Genomic DNA, 20,559 nt, shown 5'->3' with positions numbered 1-20,559 from the left:
CACCCGGACATCGCCATCAAGGCCCCGGAGCCCAAGAAGCCGCAGCCAAAACCGGTCAAGGAGGTGGAAAAACCTCCCAAGCCGGAACCCAAACCGGAGCCGAAACCCAAACCCGAGCCCAAGGCGAAGCCTGAACCGGTGAAGGTCGAGAAGCCGGTCAAGCCGGTGGAAAAGCCCGTCAAGACCGACAAGAATGCCAAGGCCGATGCCGAAAAGGCCAGGGAGCTGGAAGACCGCCGCATGCGCGAGCTGATGGCGCGGGACTCGGAGAACGTCAGCCAGTCCAAGCAGCTCCAGGAGGAACTTGCCCGGGTTGCCGGGGCCAAAGCCAGCGCAGCACGCAGCAAGGCCCAGGAAGCCTATGTGGAGAAGATCCGCGCCAAGGTGAAGGGCAACATCGTACTGCCGCCGGGTGTCAGCGGGGATCCGTTTGCCATCTTCTACGTGGACCAGCTTCCCGACGGCTCGGTGATCGAGGTGCGCCTCAAACGTTCAACCGGTAATGCCCAGCTCGACGCCGCCATTGAGCGGGCCATCCAGAAGTCCAGTCCGCTACCCAAACCGGACAAACCGGAGCTATTCAACCGCACGCTGGAGCTGAAGTTCTACCCGCTCCGCGACTAAACCCACGGTGAAACCACCCCCATGAACCCACGCATCCTGACCTTCCTGCGCGGTACCGCCACCGCCTGCGCGCTGGCCCTTGCGTCCTCCCTGGCCCAGGCCCAGCTTTCCATCGAGATCACCGGTGCCGGTACCAACCGCATGCCGGTGGCCATCGCCAGCTTCGAAGGCGAGCAGACACTTCCCCGTGCCGTCACCGACGTGGTGCGTGCCGACCTGGAGCGCAGCGGCCTGTTCAAGATGGTCGAGCTTGGCCCCTCCCCCATGGGCGCCGACGCCCCGCCAGACTTCGGCCGAGTCCGCTCGCGGGGTGCCGATGCCTTCGCCGTGGGCACCGTCGCGCCGTCCGGCAGCGGCCGCTACCAGGTGCAGTTCCGCCTCTTCGATGCCGCCAAGCAGGTCAGCCTGGGTGGCCAGGCCATGGTGATGGCGCCCAACCAGTACCGCACCACCGGCCACCGCATCGCCGACTTCATTTACGAGAAGCTCACCGGCGAGCCCGGCGTGTTCTCAACCCGCATTGCCTACGTGCTCAAGTCCGGGCAGCGCTATGAGCTGCAGATCGCCGACGCCGACGGCAGCAACGCCCAGACCGCACTCGCCTCCAAGGAGCCGATCATCTCGCCGGCCTGGTCGCCGGACGGCAGTCGCCTCGCCTATGTGTCCTTCGAAGCCAAGAAACCGGTGGTCTATGTCCACTCCCTGGCCACCGGCCAGCGCAACGTGGCCGCCAACTTCAAGGGCTCCAACTCCGCCCCCGCCTGGTCGCCGGATGGCCGCCGCCTGGCCGTCGTGCTGACCAAGGACGGCCAGTCCCAACTGTACTCGGTGAACGCCGATGGTTCCGGCGTGCAGCGCCTGGCCTCATCGTCGGGTATCGACACGGAACCGGCCTGGTCCACCGACGGCTGGATCTACTTCACCTCGGACCGGGGCGGCAGCCCGCAGATCTACCGCGTACCCGCCGGTGGCGGCGATGCCCAGCGGGTGAGCTTCGAAGGGAGCTACAACGTCAGCCCGCGCCCCTCGCCGGACGGCAAGAGCCTTGTGTACGTCGCCCGCAATGGTGGGCGCTTCCAGGTCACCCTGCTCGACCTGAACTCCCGACAGACCCAGATCCTCACCGATTCGGCCAAGGACGAATCGCCCAGTTTCGCCCCCAACGGACGCATGGTGCTCTACGCCACCGAAGTGGGCGGCCGTGGCGTGCTGGCGGCCGTGTCTTCCGACGGTCGTGTCAAGCAGCGTCTGTCGGTACAATCCGGTGACGTGCGCGAACCCGCCTGGGGTCCGCAACCACGCAACTGACACCTATAAAACCTACACTCTTTTCCACCCCGCCCCTTGCGATTGCTCCCGGAGCCCACACCATGAAGTACACCCGCATCACCCTGTCCCTGATCACCGTCGGCCTGCTGGCCGCCTGTTCCTCGTCCCCCTCCACCGAAGGCCAGTCCGGCGCCACCGTCGAAGACCGTCCCAGCGGTGCAGCCAGCTCCGGCGTGGACAGCAACCGCGTCGTGCCGGTCGACGCCAACGGCGCCGGCGGCAAGAGCGCCTACCCCGAGCTCAAGGATCCCAAGAACATCCTGTCCAAGCGCAGCGTGCTGTTCGACTACGACAGCTACGTGATCAAGGACGAGTACCGTTCGCTGGTTGAAGCCCACGCCAAGTTCCTGACCAGCCACCCGTCCGTGAAGATGCTGATCCAGGGCAACACCGACGAGCGCGGCAGCCGCGAGTACAACCTGGCCCTCGGCCAGAAGCGCTCCGACGCAGTCAAGAAGGCACTGACCCTGCTGGGCGTATCCGAGTCCCAGCTCGAATCCGTCAGCCTCGGCGAAGAGAAGCCTAGCTGCAGCGATGCCAGCGAAGCCTGCTGGTCCGCCAACCGTCGCGGCGACATGCTCTATTCGGGTGAGTTCTGATGGTCCAGCGCCTTCTGCCCCGCTTGATGGCCGCACTGCTGGCCGGGCTGTGCGTCGCCCCGGCGGCCCAGGCCGGCCTGTTTGATGACGAAGAGGCCAGGGCGCGCATCAATGCGCTGCGCAACGAGACGGGCAGCCGTCTTGACAAGCTGGAGGCAAGCGCCCGGGCCCAGCTCGAGCTTGCCAACCAGATCGAACAGTTGAAAGCCGAGATCGCCCGCCTGCGCGGGGAGAACGAAGTGCTCAGCAACGATCTGGTCAATGCCAACAAGCGGCAGAAGGACTTCTACGTCGATCTCGACAACCGCCTGCGCAAGATCGAGGCGCCCGCCGCAGCCGCCACAGAGGTGCAGCCCCAGGCCGCTCCGGCGGCAGCGGCCGATCCTGCGGCAGAGAGCCGCGACTACGAAGCGGCCCTCACGCAGCTACGTGGCGGCAAGTACAAGGAAGCCGCGGTTAGCTTCATCGCCTTCACCAAGGCGTACCCAAGCAGCAGCTTCCTGCCCAGCGCCCACTTCTGGGCCGCCAGTGCCCTCTATCAACAGAAGGACAACATCGGCGCTGCCGAGCACTACGGCAAGGTAGCCAGCCAGTGGCCGGAAGACAGCCGGGCACCCGATGCCCTCCTTGGTTTGGCCAGTACCCAGCAAGCCCGCAATGACAACGTTGGCGCCACCCGCAGCCTCGAAAAGCTGATCTCCCGCTACCCGAGCAGTTCCGCCGCGCAGATTGCCCGGCAACGCCTGAAGAAGTAGCGCCCCACCCGCCCCGACCGCATCCGCGGGCCGGGGCGGGCCACGCCATTCCCCCATGCCTTCTACTGGTCGCCTCCCCACCCTCCGCATCACCGAGATCTTCCACTCCCTCCAGGGTGAAACGTCCCGGGCCGGTCTGCCCACCGTCTTCGTTCGCCTTACCGGCTGCCCGCTGCGCTGCAGTTGGTGCGACACCGAATACTCGTTCACGGGTGGCGCCACCCGCAGCCTCGACGACATCCTGGCCGAAGTAGCCTCGCACCACTGCCAGACCGTCTGCGTCACCGGTGGCGAGCCGCTGTCCCAGAAGAACTGCCTGCCCCTGCTGACCGCCCTTTGCGACGCCGGCTACTCGGTCTCCCTGGAAACCAGCGGCGCCATCGACATCGCCGGCGTAGACCCGCGCGTGTCGCGCATCATGGACCTCAAGGCGCCGGGCTCCGGCGAGGAAGCCCGCAATCTGCTGGCCAACATTCCCCTGCTGACCCTGCGCGACGAACTCAAGCTGGTGCTGGCCAACGAGGCCGACTACGAATGGGCCAAGGCCCGGATCGCCGAATACGGCCTCACCGAGCGCTGCCCGGTGCTGCTGGCGCCGGTACAGGGCCAGCTAAGGCCTGCCGACCTGGCGGCTTGGATCCTCCGTGACCGCTTGCCGGTACGCATGCAGGTCCAGCTTCACAAGATCATCTGGGGCAACGAGCCCGGCCGCTGAATCCGGCCCGCTGTCGTGCCCCGTCGACCGCCGGTCGACGTTACTATTTTCCGAAATCCCGGAGAAATCATGACTACCCCACGCCCCCGCGCCCTCGTCCTGCTCTCGGGCGGGCTGGATTCCGCCACCTGCCTGGCGATAGCCCGCGCCGAAGGCTTCGACGCCTACGCTCTGTCGGTCGAGTATGGTCAGCGCCACGCTGCCGAGCTCGCTGCCGCCCAGCGCGTGGCCAAGGCCCTCGGGGCCACCGCCCACCGGGTCGCCCACGTGGACCTGGGTCAGTTCGGTGGCTCGGCCCTCACCGACCCCGCCCTGGCGGTACCCATCGAAGGCCTGGAAGGTGGCATCCCGATCACCTACGTCCCCGCCCGCAACACCATCATGCTGTCGATCGCCCTGGCCTGGGCCGAGGTGCTCGGGGCCGACCACATCTACGTGGGCGTCAACGCGGTGGATTATTCCGGCTATCCGGATTGCCGCCCGGCCTTCATCAGTGCCTTTGAAACCATGGCCAATCTGGCCACCAAGGCTGGCGTGGAGGGCCACAAACTGCACATCCACGCCCCGCTGATCGACCTGTCGAAGGCCGACATCATCCGCCGCGGCACCGCCCTGGGGGTGGACTACGGCCTCACCGTGTCCTGCTACCAGGCCGACGACGACGGCCGGGCCTGCGGCCTGTGCGACGCCTGCCGCCTGCGCCGGGCCGGCTTCGAGGCCGCCGGCGTGGCCGATCCAACGCCCTACCGCTGACTTGGGGAGCCCCCATGGATGCCCGCCTCCCCCTCGACATCGCCACCCTCGCATGGCTCGCCTTCGGCATCGGGGGGGTGTTCGGCTATGCCGCCCAGCGCAGCAACTTCTGCACCATGGGGGCCATTGCCGACATCCACATCATGGAAGACTGGACCCGCCTGCGCATGTGGGCCCTGGCCGCCGCCTCGGCGGTGGCCGGCACCACGGCCCTGCAGATGGGCGGCCTGATCGACGTGCATGGGTCCATCTACACCGGCACCCGGCTGATCTGGCTTTCCCACATTGTCGGGGGGCTGCTGTTTGGCATCGGCATGACCCTGGCGTCGGGTTGCGGCGCCAAGACCCTGGTACGCCTCGGAAGCGGCAACCTCAAATCGCTGGTGGTCTTCGTCTTCCTCGGCCTGTCCGCCTACATGACCCTACGGGGCCTGTTTGGCGGCTGGCGCAGTGCCTGGCTGGATCCGGTGGCGATCACCCTCGACAGCCACCAGGATCTTCCCAGCCTCATCGCCACACGCTTCGCACTGGACCCACGCAGTGCGTGGCTGGCCTGCGGCGGCATTGCTGCAGGCGGCCTGGGCCTGTTTGCCCTTTCGAGCCGCGAGATGTGGCGCCCCGCACCCCTATTGGGCAGCGTGGCCATCGGCGCCACCATCGTGGCAGGCTGGTATCTGAGCGGGCACCTTGGTTTCCTGCCTGAAGACCCCGAAACCCTTGAGCCGGCCTTCTTGGCCACGAACAGCGGGCGCATGGAATCCCTCAGCTTCGTTGCCCCCCTGGCCTATACCCTCGATCTGCTGATGCTATGGACCGACAAGAGCCGCAGCGTCAGCCTGGGCATCGCCCTCAGCCTCGGCGTAGTCGCCGGCTCCCTGCTGGCCGCCCTGCTCACACGGAGCTTCCGCATCGAGGGCTTCCGCGATGCTCCCGATCTGGCTCGCCACCTCATCGGCGCCACGCTGATGGGTTTCGGCGGTGTCACCGCCCTTGGCTGCACCATCGGTCAGGGTCTCAGTGGCCTGTCCACCCTAGCCCTCGGTGCAGTCCTCACCGTCCTGGCCATCGCGGCCGGTGCAAGCCTGTCCATCAGGGTTCAGTTACAAAACGCTTGACGTACGATATAGCAGGGCTATAATGCGCGTCTCTTCCGGGGGGTCGGTAGCTCAGTCGGTAGAGCAGCGGACTTTTAATCCGTTGGTCGCGAGTTCGAATCTCGCCCGACCCACCAGACTGTGGTGGGGCTAAAATACCGGCTCCTGAAAGAATGGGTTGTTAGCTCAGTTGGTAGAGCAGCGGACTCTTAATCCGTAGGTCGAGTGTTCGAGCCACTCACAACCCACCAAGATTGCAGAGACAAGGCCACCCAACGCGGTGGCCTTGTTTTTTGGTATGCAGGGGAGCAGCCCTGCTGCCGTGAGTAAAACGCCTTTCATCTTCGCCTGCGATCCTGTTCGCGGGCACCCGTCGCCGGCCCGCCGAACCAAGCGCCGACATTAAATCGCCATCGCCCCTTGCGGCTGCGGCGCAAACTGGCCCACCAAGGCGGTGGCGGGCCGCGGCCGACACGCCCCACGCAGGGACGCCGCCCGGCCACCCAAAAGGAGCCCGACATGGCCAAGGAAGAACTGATTGAAATGCACGGCAGCGTCACCGAAGTGCTGCCTGACGGTCGTTACCGCGTCACCCTCGACAACGGTCACACCCTGATTGCCTACTCCGGTGGCAAGCTCAAGAAGAACCACATCCGCATCATCGCCGGTGACGAAGTCACCCTCGAAATGTCGCCCTACGATCTTTCCAAGGGTCGCATCACCTTCCGCCACCTGCCGGCCCGTCCCGGTGGGGCGCCGTCACCGGCACCGCGCCGTTACTGAACGGTCGTCACAAGAGCCCCTGCCTGAAACGCAGGGGCTTTTTCTTGTGGTCGCTGCTCCGAACGGCAGCCCATGCCTACGCCCCGATCATGCACATTCTTGACGGTACGCAAGCCCGGGCTGCCGGCGAGCGTTTATGGTGTTCCCCTGAGCCGGTGACATCGGGCCTCGACCGCGCCCGACTTGCTTCACGATCCCGGTTCGTCGCCAAGGAGATGCACCCATGTTCACGCTTCAGCAGTTGCTCGCCCCACGGGGCCAGGACAACATCAAGACCTTGCAGGCGCTCTATGAAGGCAGCTTCGTGTGCGCCCAGCGGCTCATTTCCCTCAACCTGAAGGCCACCCGCTCCATCATGGAGAGCAACGTCTCGGGCATCAAGGCCATGATGGCGGCCCAGGGCGTGCCGGCCCTGTGCGCAACCCAGTCGGAGATGGCTCATCAACTCATCCAGCAGGCAGTCGGCTACGCCATCGACTTCAACGAAGTGATCGCCGAAAACCAGCAAGGGCTCTCCGGTGTGCTTGATGCCGGCTCCGGGAGCCCGCAACCTAGCGGCGCCCCGGTCGTGGAGAAGACCCCGACCACGGCCGCAGGAACAAGAGTGATGATCGACGTGATGAAGGCCATGCTCGACGCCGCCACGGCATCCCGCGACACCATGTTGGAGATGGCCCGGCAGGTGGACGCAAGCGTCGGGGAGTGCGCCGGAACGAAGTGATTCAGTAACGAAGGCCCACCCGGGCTGCGATCAGAGGGCTGCGATTACCAGACACCCTGCTCCGCGAGCTGACGGGTCGCTGCCTCGCTCCAGCCCCGATTGGCCGCAGGGCTTGCCGGGCTGGGATGGAGCACCCGCCCCACCTGCAAGGGCAGGCCGGCCAGGGCCAGACGGGCACGCTGCTCGGCCCACGCCCCCACACCGATCACCCACTCGGGTCGGAGGCATTCCACCACCTGACGCAGATGCCGGTCACAGGCCGCCAGCAGGGGCGCCTGCTCACCCGCTGGCAGCTTGTCGGGCGTGAGATTGCGCCCCCCTTCGAAGAACGCAAGGGGGCAGTAGTTAACCACGAAATGCTCGGAAAAGAAGGCCTCGGCAGTGCCGAAACGCTCGGCAAAGAGCCCCCAAAGACGCCGACCACTCACCTCCGAGCGGTCACAGGCGAACCCCTCGATGGGGCGCTTGGGATTCTGGACCGCGGGCTTCAGCACCTCTGCTTCGATACCCATCCAGTCGCGCACGGCGGCGATCTCGCCAAAGGGCACCCCCGTCTGGACCATTCCGAAGGGCCCCGGATTCATGCCCACGAAAACCACCCGCTTCTGCCCCTGCCCGTAGCGCCGGAGATAGGCGGCATTGGGCGCCCAGGCATAGGTCAGCGGGTTATAAACATGGGACACCGGCGGCGCAAAGCGCAGACGGTCCAAGGTGTCGGAAAGGGTACGGGCGGCGGTCTCGAGGGGTGTCATGGGCACAGGATGCAGGACGAAAAAGGATCAGGCACTGCCTTCCGGGCGCTCGTGCCAGGGCGCCACCTTGAACAGCAGGAGCATGCCCGGAACGGCCAGGACGCCACACAACAGGAAAAAGTTGTACCAACCCATGGCCTCCACCAGCCAGCCGGCCGAGGCATTGATGAAGGTGCGCGGCACCGCCATCAGGCTGGTGAACAAGGCGAGCTGAGTGGCGGTATAGGCAGGATGCGTGGTGCGGGCCATGTAAGCCACGAAGGCGGTGGTTCCGAGCCCCACCCCCAGCGCCTCAAGTCCGATGACCACGGCCAGAACCCCCAGGCGGGCGCTGTCGGACTCGGCAGGCCCCAGCCAGGCCAGCCAGGCAAAGCCATAGATGGCCACCCACTGCACCACACCGAAAACCCACAGGGCCCGGTTGATGCCCAGCTTGACCATCCACAGCCCCCCCAGCAGACCGCCGATCACACTCGGCCACAGGCCGGCGTTCTTGGCGATCAGACCAATCTCGGTCTTGGAGAAACCCATGTCCAGGTAAAAGGGCGTGGCCAGCGCCGTGCACAGGGAGTCACCAAGCTTGTAGAGAAAGATGAAGGCCAGCACCACCAGGGCCGACCGAACGCCGTGGCGGCCAAAGAACTCGCGAAAGGGCTCGACCACCGCATCCCGCAGCGTGCGCGGCGCCCCTGCTGCGGTGACGGGTTCCTTCACCATCAGGGTCATGACCAGGCCGGGCGCCATGAACAGGGCGGTCACCAGAAAGACCTGCGCCCACGGCAGATGGTCGGCCAGCACCAGGGACAGGGAACCGGGCACCAGTCCGGCCAGCTTGTACGCATTCACATGGATGGCATTGCCGATGCCCAGTTCGATCTCCGGCAGCAACTCGCGACGATAGGCATCCAGCACGATGTCCTGGGTGGCCGACAGGAAGGCAATCAGCGCCGTCAGACCGATGACCTGCCCCAGATCGACGGTGGGTGAGAGGGTGCCAAGCCAGGCGATGGACCCCAGCAACAGTAGCTGGGTGGCCCCCATCCAGCCCCGGCGGCGCCCCAGCAGGGGCAGGGCGTAACGATCCAGGAAGGGCGACCAGATGAACTTCCAAGTATAGGGGAACTGGATCAGCGCAAAGGCACCGATGGCCTTCAGGGACAGCCCTTCGGTCTTCAGCCAGGCGGGCAACAGGTTGAGCAGCAGATAGAGGGGCAGGCCCGAGGAGAAGCCGGTCAGCACACAGATGAGCATGCGGCGGTTGGCGAGGGCACGCCAGGGAGAAGCAGTCATGGGGAGGTGTCATTGGAACAAGCGCCCGATGATAACAATCGGTTACTTGATTCCGGCCGCCGGGCACCGAAAAATGCGGAGATCAGGGCAAAAATATAAAGAGGAGACACGCATGCACCACCTCACCGTCGTGTTCCGGGCTGACCGGGAATACGAATTCAACGTCCATGCCGAGGATGTAAGCACCTTGTCCAAGGACGCCGCCAGGGAATGGCTGCAGGACGAATTTGACGCCCTCGAGTGCACACCCAGCAATCCGGTCGGCAAGGTGCTCATCCTCGATGTCATCCTCAACGTCGCCAAATATGGCGGCGAACAGCGCTTCGCCCAGGGCGGCGAATGGGCGCGCAAGTTTGCCGCGTGCGTGGCTGTGGTGCTTGATCGGCCGGCAGTACGCATCGACATTCCCGGATTCGTGGTGGGCTGAGGAGCACCCCGCAAGCCCCCGGTGAAGCCGCCCGCCCTTTACCCGGGGCGGACCCCGTGGGAGGATGGCCCTCCATTTCGGCCAGACACTGCCCATGACCCGCCCGCGGCCCCCTCGTCTCACCGGAAGGCCCTCGCCATGAAGCGCGCACCCTGGTGGAAAGGGCAGCGTGGTGAAGGCTATGTGGCCATGCAGGGGCTGCTGTTCGGCCTGCTCATTTTCGGCCCCACGGGCGAGGGCACGCTGCCGCCCTGGCCTGCCCCGTTGGCAGGCCCTGCCAAAGCCTTCGGGCTGGCCTTGCTGGTGGCCGGGTTGGTCTGCGCCGTGGCAGCCGCCATCGGCCTCGGCCGCAATCTCACCCCCCTGCCCCACCCCCGGGACAACTGCGAACTGGTTGAGAGCGGGCTTTATGGGTGGGTGCGCCACCCGATCTATTGCGGCCTGATCTGTGCCGGGTTCGGCTGGGCGTTCTTTGTGCAGGGCTGGCTGGCGCTGGCCTGGGCCTGCCTGCTGTTCGCCTTTTTCGACCTCAAGTCACGACGCGAGGAAGTATGGCTGCTGGCCCGCTTCCCCGCTTACGCCGACTACCGCCGACGGGTGCGAAAACTGATTCCCTTCATCTACTGAAGGCAGGCGTCAACGCTCGCGCCCCAACGCTCAACCCAGTTCGGCCCGATTCCGCCCCAGGCGCTTGGCCTCATAGAGCTTGCCGTCCGCTGCGCGGAAGAGTGGCACCAGGCTCCCTTCGGCGCGGGCCGTCCGGGTGCCGCCGAGGGAAAGGGTCACCACCCCAAGATCCGCATTCCGGGCATGGGGAATGGCCACGCCCCGCACGGCCGCCACCGCCGCCCCGGCCACCCGGGCACACGCATCCTGCGACACGGACGGAAGGATCATGGAGAACTCCTCCCCCCCATAGCGGGCCGCAAAGGCGCCCTGGGCCAGGCCTGCCCCATTGGCCTTCTCGCAAACGTCTGCAAGGATGCGGGCAATCGCCCGCAAACAGTCGTCACCGGCCTGATGGCCGTAGTGATCGTTGTAAAGTTTGAAGTTGTCCACGTCGAGCATCAGCAAACCAAAGGGAGCACCTGTACGCGTCGCTTGGGCCCACAGCGCATCCAGGCGCGTGTCCATGTGGCGCCGGTTGTACAGGCCGGTCAGGCCATCGCAATTGGCCAGGGACGCGAGCTTGCGGTTGGCCCGGGCCAATTCGGCCCGCAGGGATGCAATACGCGCCATCGCCTTCATCTTGGCCTCGAGCACCACCTCGGGCACCGACTTGGCGATGAAGTCATCCCCTCCGGCCTCGATGGCTGTCACCAGATTTTCCGGGGTATCGGAGGCGGTGAGGAAGATGATCGGCGTCCACGCGCAGTCTTCATTGGCTTCCAGGGCACGAATCCGCTCGGCCGCCTCAAAGCCATTCATCACCGGCATCTCGATGTCCATCAGTAGCAGATCCGGTCGGGCATCCCGGAAACGTGCCACTGCGACCTCGCCATTCTCGGCAACGATGACCTCGTGACCGATGGTCGTCAGTCGCGCCCCGATCACCGACGCCACCGCCCGGGAGTCATCCACCAACAGAATCCGCATTGTCCCCGCCTGACTATTGTTATAACTAAAGTGGTAGTAACGCGGCAAAGTCGCAAAACTTGAGGGCGGACCATCGCTCGCCCGAACCGCAGAACTTGGGGCAGATCAAGGTGAGCCGAACCGACCCCGGCGACACTCCGACGATGGACCCCGCATCTGTTCCCGCACCCGCCTCCCCCGGCCCCGCCACCGCACCGCCGGGCGATCTGGCGATCTGGTTCTTCATCCTTGCCGAACTGCTGGCCTTCGGCGTGTTCTTTGCCGCCTATGCCTTCGCCCGGGCACTCAACGTCGCCCTCTTCGACACCATGCAGCAGACCCTGGACCGGCAGGCCGGCGCCCTCAACACGGTGCTGCTGATCTCCGGCAGTGCCTGCGTGGCACGAGCGGTCGAGGCCGTCGGTCGGGCCCGCTCCGCCACCGGCGCGCGCTGGCTGCTGGGGGGCGTCGCCTGCGGCGCCGGCTTCCTGGTGGTGAAAGGCATTGAGTACGCCGCCAAGTTCGAGGCGGGCATCAACCTGTCCACCAACACCTTCTACATGTTTTACCTGTCCCTCACCTTCTTCCACTTCATGCACGTCATCCTCGGCATGGTGATCCTGGTGGCCCTGTGGGTGAAAACCCGCCAGGGCGCCTACGGGCCGGCCGACATGAACGGCATCGAAAGCGGTGCGGCCTACTGGCACATGGTAGACCTGGTGTGGATCGTCCTCTTTCCGCTGGTCTATGTGATGCGATGAACACCCGACAGCTCAACACCGTGTGGGCCATCCTGCTGGTGGCCACCCTCGCCACCTGGACCATCGGCGAGGTGGGCAAGCACCTGGGCATCGCCGGCCCCCCGGCCATGCTCACCCTGCTGGCCATCAGCTTCGTCAAGGGGCGCCTCGTGGTGCTCGACTTCATGGGCCTGCGCGGGGTCAAATTCTTCTGGCGCGGCCTCCTGATCGGCTGGCTGCTCCTGGTCTCGGCCCTCATCGCCACCGCCTACTGGATTGCCCTCACATGAACGCCCCCATGACCACCGAGATTCCCTTCTACGAGGCCGCCGGCAACGAAGTGGAGGTCTTCGAGCAAGCCTGGAAGAACCGCCTTCCCCTGCTCATCAAAGGCCCCACCGGCGTCGGCAAGACCCGCTTCGTCGCCCACATGGCCGCGCGCCTCGGCCTGCCCCTGTACACCGTGGCCTGCCACGACGACCTCACCGCCGCCGATCTGGTAGGGCGGCACCTGCTGGGTGATGGGCAGACCGTATGGAGCGACGGCCCCCTGACCCGCGCCGTGCGCCGCGGCGGCATCTGCTACCTGGATGAAGTGGTCGAAGCCCGCCGCGACACCACCGTGGTGATCCACCCCCTCGCCGACGACCGCCGCGTGCTGCCCATCGAACGCACCGGCGAACTCCTCCACGCCCCCGACAGCTTCATGCTGGTGATGTCCTACAACCCGGGTTACCAGAACTTCCTGAAGGGCCTCAAGCCCTCCACGCGGCAGCGCTTCATCAGCCTGCGCTTCGACTTCCCCGCCGCAGCCCGGGAAGAATCCATCCTGCAAGGCGAAGCTGCCTGCGACCCGATGCTCGCCCGGCAGCTCGTGTCCATCGCCGGGCGCCTGCGCAGCCTGAAGGACGTGGACCTGGAGGAAGTGGTGTCCACCCGCCTGCTGGTGTACGCAGCCAAGCTGGTGAAGGTCGGGCTGGACCCGGTGGAGGCCTGCCGCTCGGCGCTGGTGGAGAGCCTGACCGATGATGCCGACGTGGCTGACGCGCTGCTGGAGGTGGTGCGGGCCACCTTCGGACGCTGAACCCGAGGGACCACACGCGGCCCTTGCATGCTGCATGCCCTCTGCTAAACCTGAATACATATCCCCATGTCTTCAGGCGCAACCAAACAGGGATGACAGCATGGCCAAGCAAGCGAAAGGCAAGCCCGACACCGTACAAACAGCCGCACCGGACGAGGGGCCGATGCGCATCTGCTTTGAACGCATCATTCCCGACGAACTGGACCCCGAGCTGCATGCACGGCGCAGCCTGCGCAGCGCCCTGGTGGACGCCTCGCCCAAGCCCCTGACGGACGCGGAAGTCATGGGCAAGGCGCGCATGGCCGTGCGCCTGACCAAGCGTTGGGCACCGGGCACCGTCCTGCGCTGCCGCTTTCTCGACGGTTCGCCGAAGATGCAGAAGAAGGTCAAAGCCGTTGCCTTGCAGTGGGAAAAGACCGTCAACGTGAAGCTCAAGTTCGTCACCAGCGGCGCCGCCGAGATCCGGATCTCCTTCTACGCCGACGCAGGCTCGTGGTCAGCGGTCGGGCGTGACGCCCTCAACGCCGCCTACTTCCCCCCGCACCAACCCACCATGAACTACGGCTGGCTGCGCGACAACACCGACGATACCGAGTATTCCCGCGTGGTGCTGCATGAATTCGGACATGCCCTTGGCTGCATCCACGAACACCAGTCGCCCAAATTCTCCCGGGTCTGGAACCGGGAAGCCGTGCTCAAGTACTTCCAGGGCCCCCCGAACTTCTGGAGCCCCGACGACATCGACCGCAACGTGCTCCGCAAGTACCCCATGGACGGCACCTCCGCCACGGACTTCGATGACGCCTCCATCATGCTCTACGCCTTCGACGGACGCCTGTTCGCCGACGGCCGCGGCCCCACCAACACCAACGCGACGCTCTCGCCCAAGGACATTGTCAAGATGAAGGAGATGTATCCCGGGCCGGGGAAGTGATCTGCGCGGACAACGCAGCCCCGCGACAGCAAGATGTGATTTCCGTCCCACCGGGAGGCACCATAAAGAAACTGCTTCTGGCCGCACTACTCTCCGTACTCCAGTTCAGCAGCGCACTGGCCTATGACGACGCCGCCATCTCCTCGCTGCTTGACCAAGCGAGCCGAAACCGTAATTTGATGCCCCCGGCCGCCGCCAGAGGCGCCAGAGCTCCCGCGCCAGCAGATCAAGCACCCGCGCTCCAGAACAGTATCGACTCCATCAACAAAGCCTTCGATCAGCTACTCCAACAGTGCGACGGGCGCACCGGGGTGCTACGCAGCAAGCTCGAAAAGCAGACGATCCGGGCCGAGCGGATTTCAATCGCTGGCGGTTTGATCGGCGTCATCGGAACCATCGCGACCTGTCCGCACGGTGCAGCGCTGGCCAGTGGCTTGGCAGGACTGGCCAACCCGCTCCAGCAAACTTTCCGAGAAAACAGCGATACACCCGAGGACACCCGCGAAGCGCTAAAGCAACTCTCCGAGACGATCCGCAGCGACCTGGAAGCATACCGGCGCCTGCCCCAGCCGATCAGCGGCGAAAAGGACTACGAAGAGAAACTGTTGAATCGCATCGACGCCCTGCGCATAGCCAATGCGTCGTGCCGTTACTACGACATGGCCGCGCGCACTGCGGACGAGAGCCTACCCAAGATCGACGGAAAGAGCGGGACGAAGCCCTGAGCGTCATCCGCAGCGCATGAAGGGCAGGGAGCGAAACAACCCTCCCCGCCCTTCACGTCACAGGACCGATCTTCGACTATTTGAGAACGCGCTCACAGCAAGGGCGCCAGCCACTTCTCCGCTTCGGCCACGCTCATCCCGCTGCGTCCGGCCCAGTCTTCCAACTGGTCGCGGCCGATCTTGCTGACCGCAAAGTAGTGGCTGTCCGGGTGGGCGAGGTAGAAGCCGCTCACCGCGGCCGCCGGGGTCATGGCGAAGCTCTCGGTGAGGTGCATGTCGGCCCGGGCGGGGGCGTCGAGCAGCTTGAAAAGATCGCCCTTGACGGTGTGGTCCGGGCAGGCCGGGTAGCCGGGGGCCGGGCGGATGCCCCGGTAGGCCTCCTTGATCAGCTCGTCGCAGCTCAGGGTCTCGGCCGGGGTGTAGGCCCAGAACTCCTTGCGCACCCGGGCGTGCAGCCATTCGGCGGCGGCCTCGGCGAAACGGTCGGCCAGGGCCTTAAGCATGATCGAATGGTAGTCGTCGTGGGTCCGCTCGTAGGCGGCCAGGCGGCCTTCGATGCCCAGGCCGGCGGTGACGGCAAAGGCGCCCACGTAGTCGGCCACGCCGCTGTCCTTGCCGGCCACGAAGTCGGCCAGGCAGTAGTTGGGCTTGCCCTCCGGGCGCTCATGCTGCTGACGCAGGCCGTGCCAACTCATCAGCACCTGCTGGCGCGATTCGTCGGCGTAGATCTCGATGTCGTCCCCCACGGCGTTGGCCGGGAAGAGGCCGAACACCGCCTTCGCCTTGATCCAAGGGTTGGTGTCCTGCTCGGCGACCATGCGGGCCAGCATCACTTCGGCGTCGGATTTCAGCTCCCGGGCGGTCTCGCCGACGATCTCGTCGTGGAGGATCTTGGGGTAGCTGCCGGCCAGGTCCCAGGTCTGGAAGAAGGGCCCCCAGTCGATGTAATCCACCAACTCGGCCAGGTCGATGTCGAAGGCCTGGATGCCTAGCTGGGCGGGCACCGGCGGCACATAGGCCGGATCGGCGTTCCACTTGAAGGCGTTGGCGCGGGCGTCGGCCAGCTTCACCAGGGTCACGCCCTTCTTCTGGGCGTGCTGGGCGCGCAGCTTGGCGTAGTCGGCGGCCACCTCGGCGGCGTAACTGACGCTCTGGCCCTCGGACAGCAGGCTGGTGACCACGCCCACGGCACGGGAGGCGTCGGGCACGTAGATCACCGGCTTGTCGTAATGGGGCGCAATCTTGATTGCCGTATGGGCGCGGCTGGTGGTGGCGCCGCCGATTAGCAGCGGCACATCGAAGCCCTGGCGCTGCATCTCGGACGCCACATGGCTCATCTCCTCCAGCGACGGGGTAATCAGGCCCGACAGGCCGATCGCCTGGGCGCCGTGTTCGCGGGCGGCGTTGAGGATCCTGTCGCAGGGCACCATCACCCCCAGGTCCACCACGTCGTAGCCGTTGCAGCCCAGCACCACGCCGACGATGTTCTTGCCGATGTCGTGCACGTCGCCCTTCACCGTGGCGATGACGATCTTGCCCTTGCTGGTGGCGCCGGTGCGCAGCTTCTCGGCCTCGATGTAGGGGATCAGGTGGGCCACGGCCTGCTTCATCACCCGGGCCGATTTGACCACCTGGGGCAGGAACATCTTGCCGGCGCCGAAGAGGTCACCGACCACGTTCATGCCGGCCATCAGCGGGCCTTCGATCACCGCCAAGGGCGGCTTGCCCTCGGCCTCCAGCTTGGCGCGGACTTCCTCGGTGTCGGCCACCACGAAGTCGGTGATGCCCTTGACCAGGGCATGGCTGAGGCGGGCCTCCACGGGCTGCTCGCGCCAGGAGAGGTCCGGACCGGCATCCTTGGCCTTGCCCTCCTTCACGGTCTGGGCGAAGTCCACCAGGGCCTCGCCGGCACCCGGGTGGGCGTTGAGCACCACGTCCTCGACCTTGGCCCGCAGCTCGGGCTCCAGATCATCGTAAACGCCGAGCATGCCGGCATTGACGATGCCCATGCTCATGCCGGCCTTGATGGCGTGGTACAGGAAGACGGTGTGGATGGCCTCGCGCACCGCGTCGTTGCCGCGGAAGCTGAAGGACACGTTGGAGACGCCACCGCTGATCTTGGCGTAGGGCAGGTTTTCACGGATCCAGGCCACGGCGTTGATGAAGTCCACGGCGTAGTTGTCGTGCTCCTCAATGCCGGTAGCGATGGCGAAGATGTTCGGGTCGAAGATGATGTCTTCCGGCGGGAAGCCGATACCCACCAGCAGATCGTAGGCACGCTTGCAGATCTCGGTCTTGCGGGCAAAAGTGTCGGCCTGGCCCTTCTCGTCGAAGGCCATGACGATGACCGCCGCACCGTACTGGCGGCACAGGCGCGCCTGACGCAGGAACTCGGCCTCGCCCTCCTTCATGGAGATGGAGTTGACCACGCCCTTGCCCTGGATGCACTTGAGGCCGGCCTCGATGACGCTCCACTTGGACGAGTCGAGCATGATGGGCACGCGGGAGATGTCCGGCTCGGAGGCGATCAGTTTGAGGAACTTCTCCATGGCCGCCATGGAGTCGAGCATGGCCTCGTCCATGTTGATGTCGATGATCTGGGCGCCGTTCTCCACCTGCTGGCGGGCCACCGCCAGGGCGTCGTCGAAGCGGCCTTCGAGGATCATGCGGGCGAAGGCCTTGGAGCCGGTGACGTTGGTGCGCTCACCGACGTTCACAAACAGGGACTCCGGCCCGACGTTGAAGGGCTCCAGGCCCGACAGGCGCAGCTTTTTCTCGATGCCAGGAACGGTGCGCGGAGTGACCAGTGACACGGCCTCGGCAATCGCCTTGATGTGGGCCGGCGAGGTGCCACAACAGCCGCCGACGATGTTCACCAGGCCGCTGCGGGCCCATTCGACAATCTCCGCCGCCAGCTCCTCGGGGGTTTCATCGTAGCCGGTGGGCGACAGGGGGTTGGGCAGGCCGGCGTTGGGGTGGGCCGAGACGAAGGTGTCGCAGACATTCGACAGCTCGTCCACGTACTGGCGCAGTTCCTTGGCGCCCAGGGCGCAGTTGAGGCCGAAGCTGATGGGCTGCGAGTGGGACAGGGAGTTCCAGAAGGCCTCGGCGGTCTGGCCCGACAGGGTGCGGCCGGAGGCGTCGGTGATGGTGCCGGAGATCATCACCGGCAGGCGACGATTAAGGTCGGCAAACAGCTTCTCGACGGCAAATACCGCGGCCTTGGCATTCAGGGTGTCGAAGATGGTCTCGATCAGGATGATGTCGGCGCCGCCCTCCATCAGACCCTTGGCGGAATCGTAGTAATCGTCCACCAGGGCATCGAAGCTGACGTTGCGGAAACCCGGGTCATTCACGTCCGGCGAGATGGACAGGGTGCGCGAGGTGGGTCCGAGCACGCCGGCGCAGAAGCGCGGCTTGGCCGGGTTGGCGGCGGTGAACTCGTCGCACAACTGGCGCACCAGGCGGGCGCCCTCCACGTTGAGCTCGTAGGCCAGGTCGGAGAGCTGGTAGTCGGCCTGGGAGACGCGGGTGGCGTTGAAGGTGCAGGTCTCGATGATGTCCGCACCGGCCTCCAGGTAGGCCCGATGGATGCCACCGACCACGTCCGGGCGGGTCAGCACCAGCAGGTCGTTGTTGCCCTTGAGGTCTTTCGGGTGATCCGCAAAGCGGGCACCCCGATAGTCGGCCTCGCCCAGCTTGTGCTGCTGGATCATGGTGCCCATGGCGCCATCCAGGATCAGGATGCGGTGGGTCAGGAGGGACTGGAGTTCGGGCGTGCGGTCGGCTTGCATGGATCTACCTCGGAGTGCGTGAAACACAGCCGGAGGCGACGGATGCAAAAGCAAACGGCGCGGCAAACCCGGCTGGAAGGTTTGCGAGCGCCGTTGTTGATTGCCGAGCCTGGCCCACATGATCAGCAGGTCGCAGCGCTCCTCGGCAAGCGACGGATTTTACGGGGTTTTCGGGAAAATTGCCAAGCTCAGGCGGCAACCCGGGCAGAGGGCCTGTCAAGCAGCGCGCGCGCGTCATCCTTCCACCAACCCAGGGCCGCGTAATAGCCCTCCCAGACACAGCCGTTGCAGCCGCGGCCGCAGCAGGTGGTGGGTGGTGGTGGCGGCTTGCGATGGGCCACACCGGCAGTGGCGAGCAGGGCGAGGATCGCGGCAATCTGGGCCTCCGCCTCGTTGAGGTCGGTGGGGCGGCGTTCGAAGGGGCTGGCAGGGGTCATGGGCAATCTCTGAAGTGGCCTGGAAGATAGCACTCCCCGCCCGCGGGGAGAAGCCAGTCCGTCACACCCGGAACACCCGCCTGTCATTGCCCGCACATCCCCATGGGCATAGAATCAAGCGCCCTAAAACCGGAGCCGGCCGTGCCCCAAGTCCATTCCATCCTGTTCTTCGGAGAAGTTCTTCCCGGTCACGATGTCATCACCTGTCGGCGCCAGCTCCAGGCCCTGCTCAAATGCACGGCGGAAACCATGGACAGCGTGTTCTCCGGCCAGCGGGTGAGCCTGCGCAAGGGCCTGGGGGCAGACGATGCCCTGCGTTATCAACAGCGGCTGGCCGCCATCGGGCTGCGCGCCACCATCGAGCCGCCCCTCCCATCGCCCCGCCCGCTCCCCCAAGCCCCCATGGCAGCGTCCCCGGCGCCAGCGCCGGAGGTGGCGCCCATCGAGTTGATGACCTGCCCGGCCTGCGGTGAGCAGCAACCCCGCCGCACCCTGTGCCGCGCCTGCGCCATCGACATGCCGCGCTATACCGCCTCGCAGGCCCAGCGACGCCAGCCAGACCCCGAGAAGGGGATGGCCGCCCGGCCCCAGGGCAGGGCCGACCTGGCGCCCCCCCTCGCCGAAAGCGGCATCCTCGGACTGGGCTTTCGCGGTCGCTTCGGCCGGCGCAACTTCCTGCTCAGCGGCCTGCTGGCTCTCGGCGGCACCTTCGTCCTGGCCGTCGTCGCCCTCACCCTGGGCGCACCCGGCCTGCTGATCGGTGGCCTCGGCCTGCTTGTACTGGCGATTTACGGCACCCGCGGCACCGTCTTCCGTCTCCATGATATGGGCCTAAGCGGGTGGTGGACGCTGGTCACCTGGATCCCCTATGTCGGCGCCGTGGCGGCCCTGCTCCTGCTCGTGGTGCCCGGCCAGAAGGGCGGTAATGCCTGGGGCGAGCCCGCCCGACCGGTGTCGGCCATCGGGCTGCTGGGGGGCATGGCCATAACCGGGGCGATTGCATTCTTCGCCTTCGGCGTGGTCGGCAGCCAATTGCCCGCCCTGGAGGCCCTGCCCGGCCTGAACCAAACAACCGAAGCCGGGAAGGCGGCGTTTGCCGCGCGCTACGACGCCGGTCGCGACCGCATCGTCATGTATTCCCTGAGCACCTGCGGCTTCTGTGCGGAAAAACGGCGCCAGTTCGACAGCATGGGTGTGCTCTACAGCGAGTACATCATCGATCAGGACACCGCCGCGGAGGCCCGCCTCAACGACCGCCTGCAGCGGGCGGGCCTGGGGAACGGGGCCATCGGCACACCCATCATCGAGGTCAACGGCACCCTGCTCCCCAACAACCCGGGCTTCGGCGAGATCGGCCGGCATCTGAGCGGAGCGACGAAGGGCTGAAGCATCAGCCCGGATGCATGGCAAAATCTGCCGGTCGGCATC

At 65.8% G+C, this 20,559-nt stretch carries 22 protein-coding genes, 2 tRNA genes and 1 riboswitch; of the genes, 19 read left to right on the top strand and 5 right to left on the bottom strand.

The window, feature by feature from the left end; translation table 11 throughout:
- The 11 genes from J0L98_RS08480 to J0L98_RS08430 form a co-directional block, all read left to right on the top strand.
- Positions 1-624, top strand: a 624-nt coding sequence (locus tag J0L98_RS08480) for a TonB family protein (RefSeq protein WP_296411240.1), incomplete at its 5' end; no start/stop codon positions are given.
- A 21-nt stretch (positions 625-645) separates the two neighbouring features.
- Positions 646-1,932 carry a Tol-Pal system beta propeller repeat protein TolB gene (gene tolB, locus J0L98_RS08475; RefSeq protein WP_296411239.1) on the top strand — a complete coding sequence of 429 codons (1,287 nt, stop codon included), beginning with the start codon at positions 646-648 and terminating at the stop codon, positions 1,930-1,932.
- 62 nt (positions 1,933-1,994) lie between these two features.
- A complete protein-coding gene (gene pal / locus J0L98_RS08470; RefSeq protein ID WP_296411238.1) occupies positions 1,995-2,552 on the top strand; it encodes a peptidoglycan-associated lipoprotein Pal in 558 nt (185 codons plus the stop codon).
- Positions 2,552-3,307 (top strand): tol-pal system protein YbgF, encoded by a 756-nt coding sequence (ybgF, locus tag J0L98_RS08465; protein ID WP_296411237.1) that lies wholly within the window; start codon positions 2,552-2,554, stop codon positions 3,305-3,307. Before pal ends, ybgF begins: the two co-directional genes overlap by 1 nt.
- A 55-nt stretch (positions 3,308-3,362) precedes the next feature.
- Positions 3,363-4,022 carry a 7-carboxy-7-deazaguanine synthase QueE gene (gene queE, locus J0L98_RS08460; RefSeq protein ID WP_296411236.1) on the top strand — a complete coding sequence of 220 codons (660 nt, stop codon included), beginning with the start codon at positions 3,363-3,365 and terminating at the stop codon, positions 4,020-4,022.
- A 69-nt stretch (positions 4,023-4,091) separates the two neighbouring features.
- Entirely contained in the window at positions 4,092-4,775 is a 684-nt protein-coding gene (gene queC, locus J0L98_RS08455) for a 7-cyano-7-deazaguanine synthase QueC (RefSeq protein WP_296411235.1), read from the top strand.
- Between the two features lie 14 nt (positions 4,776-4,789).
- Positions 4,790-5,890 carry a YeeE/YedE family protein gene (locus J0L98_RS08450; RefSeq protein WP_296411234.1) on the top strand — a complete coding sequence of 367 codons (1,101 nt, stop codon included), beginning with the start codon at positions 4,790-4,792 and terminating at the stop codon, positions 5,888-5,890.
- A gap of 40 nt (positions 5,891-5,930) precedes the next feature.
- Positions 5,931-6,006 (top strand) — tRNA-Lys (locus J0L98_RS08445).
- A gap of 38 nt (positions 6,007-6,044) precedes the next feature.
- Positions 6,045-6,120 (top strand) — tRNA-Lys (locus J0L98_RS08440).
- 268 nt (positions 6,121-6,388) lie between these two features.
- On the top strand, positions 6,389-6,652 hold the full coding sequence (gene infA / locus J0L98_RS08435) for a translation initiation factor IF-1 (protein ID WP_296409047.1): 264 nt from the start codon (positions 6,389-6,391) through the stop codon (positions 6,650-6,652).
- Positions 6,653-6,875: 223 nt separating this feature from the next.
- Positions 6,876-7,373, top strand: coding sequence for a phasin family protein (locus tag J0L98_RS08430; protein ID WP_296411233.1), 498 nt, complete (start codon positions 6,876-6,878; stop codon positions 7,371-7,373).
- Positions 7,374-7,417: 44 nt separating this feature from the next.
- Here J0L98_RS08430 and J0L98_RS08425 read toward each other — a convergent pair whose 3' ends face one another.
- Positions 7,418-8,125 carry a uracil-DNA glycosylase family protein gene (locus J0L98_RS08425; RefSeq protein ID WP_296411231.1) on the bottom strand — a complete coding sequence of 236 codons (708 nt, stop codon included), beginning with the start codon at positions 8,123-8,125 and terminating at the stop codon, positions 7,418-7,420.
- A 27-nt stretch (positions 8,126-8,152) separates the two neighbouring features.
- The gene (locus tag J0L98_RS08420) at positions 8,153-9,415 is read right to left on the bottom strand and encodes an AmpG family muropeptide MFS transporter (protein WP_296411230.1); all 1,263 of its coding nucleotides are present in this window, start codon (positions 9,413-9,415) and stop codon (positions 8,153-8,155) included.
- Positions 9,416-9,527: 112 nt separating this feature from the next.
- Between J0L98_RS08420 and J0L98_RS08415 the strand changes: the two genes are divergently transcribed.
- Positions 9,528-9,842 carry a hypothetical protein gene (locus J0L98_RS08415; protein WP_296411228.1) on the top strand — a complete coding sequence of 105 codons (315 nt, stop codon included), beginning with the start codon at positions 9,528-9,530 and terminating at the stop codon, positions 9,840-9,842.
- Between the two features lie 138 nt (positions 9,843-9,980).
- Entirely contained in the window at positions 9,981-10,469 is a 489-nt protein-coding gene (locus J0L98_RS08410; protein ID WP_296411227.1) for an isoprenylcysteine carboxylmethyltransferase family protein, read from the top strand.
- A 30-nt stretch (positions 10,470-10,499) separates the two neighbouring features.
- Here the strand turns inward: J0L98_RS08410 and J0L98_RS08405 are convergent, their stop codons facing one another.
- Complete coding sequence (locus tag J0L98_RS08405) at positions 10,500-11,438, bottom strand: diguanylate cyclase (protein WP_296411226.1); 939 nt, start codon at positions 11,436-11,438, stop codon at positions 10,500-10,502.
- A 143-nt stretch (positions 11,439-11,581) separates the two neighbouring features.
- On the opposite strand from J0L98_RS08405, the gene J0L98_RS08400 reads away from it, so the two are divergent.
- From J0L98_RS08400 to J0L98_RS08380, 5 genes are all read left to right on the top strand, one after another.
- The gene (locus tag J0L98_RS08400; protein ID WP_296411241.1) at positions 11,582-12,178 is read left to right on the top strand and encodes a cytochrome c oxidase subunit 3 family protein; all 597 of its coding nucleotides are present in this window, start codon (positions 11,582-11,584) and stop codon (positions 12,176-12,178) included.
- Positions 12,175-12,447, top strand: coding sequence for a cytochrome C oxidase subunit IV family protein (locus J0L98_RS08395; RefSeq protein WP_296411225.1), 273 nt, complete (start codon positions 12,175-12,177; stop codon positions 12,445-12,447). Before J0L98_RS08400 ends, J0L98_RS08395 begins: the two co-directional genes overlap by 4 nt.
- Positions 12,444-13,241 carry a CbbQ/NirQ/NorQ/GpvN family protein gene (locus J0L98_RS08390; protein ID WP_296411224.1) on the top strand — a complete coding sequence of 266 codons (798 nt, stop codon included), beginning with the start codon at positions 12,444-12,446 and terminating at the stop codon, positions 13,239-13,241. Before J0L98_RS08395 ends, J0L98_RS08390 begins: the two co-directional genes overlap by 4 nt.
- 100 nt (positions 13,242-13,341) lie before the next feature.
- Positions 13,342-14,175, top strand: a complete 834-nt coding sequence (locus J0L98_RS08385) for a matrixin family metalloprotease (RefSeq protein ID WP_296411223.1) — start codon at positions 13,342-13,344, stop codon at positions 14,173-14,175.
- Positions 14,176-14,210: 35 nt separating this feature from the next.
- Entirely contained in the window at positions 14,211-14,900 is a 690-nt protein-coding gene (locus tag J0L98_RS08380; RefSeq protein ID WP_296411222.1) for a hypothetical protein, read from the top strand.
- Positions 14,901-14,992: 92 nt separating this feature from the next.
- Here the strand turns inward: J0L98_RS08380 and metH are convergent, their stop codons facing one another.
- Positions 14,993-18,694 carry a methionine synthase gene (gene metH, locus J0L98_RS08375; RefSeq protein ID WP_296411221.1) on the bottom strand — a complete coding sequence of 1,234 codons (3,702 nt, stop codon included), beginning with the start codon at positions 18,692-18,694 and terminating at the stop codon, positions 14,993-14,995.
- Positions 18,695-18,772: 78 nt separating this feature from the next.
- A riboswitch (S-adenosyl-L-homocysteine riboswitch) is annotated at positions 18,773-18,844 on the bottom strand.
- Between the two features lie 38 nt (positions 18,845-18,882).
- Positions 18,883-19,131, bottom strand: coding sequence for an oxidoreductase-like domain-containing protein (locus J0L98_RS08370; protein WP_296411220.1), 249 nt, complete (start codon positions 19,129-19,131; stop codon positions 18,883-18,885).
- A 141-nt stretch (positions 19,132-19,272) separates the two neighbouring features.
- On the opposite strand from J0L98_RS08370, the gene J0L98_RS08365 reads away from it, so the two are divergent.
- A complete protein-coding gene (locus J0L98_RS08365; RefSeq protein WP_296411219.1) occupies positions 19,273-20,517 on the top strand; it encodes a DUF805 domain-containing protein in 1,245 nt (414 codons plus the stop codon).
- Positions 20,518-20,559 lie beyond the last annotated feature (42 nt).

This window comes from Zoogloea sp. (assembly GCF_017302315.1).
Taxonomy (GTDB): domain Bacteria; phylum Pseudomonadota; class Gammaproteobacteria; order Burkholderiales; family Rhodocyclaceae; genus Zoogloea.
Note: the sequence above shows the minus strand (reverse complement) of the source record. Positions and strands in the feature narration are given on the sequence as shown.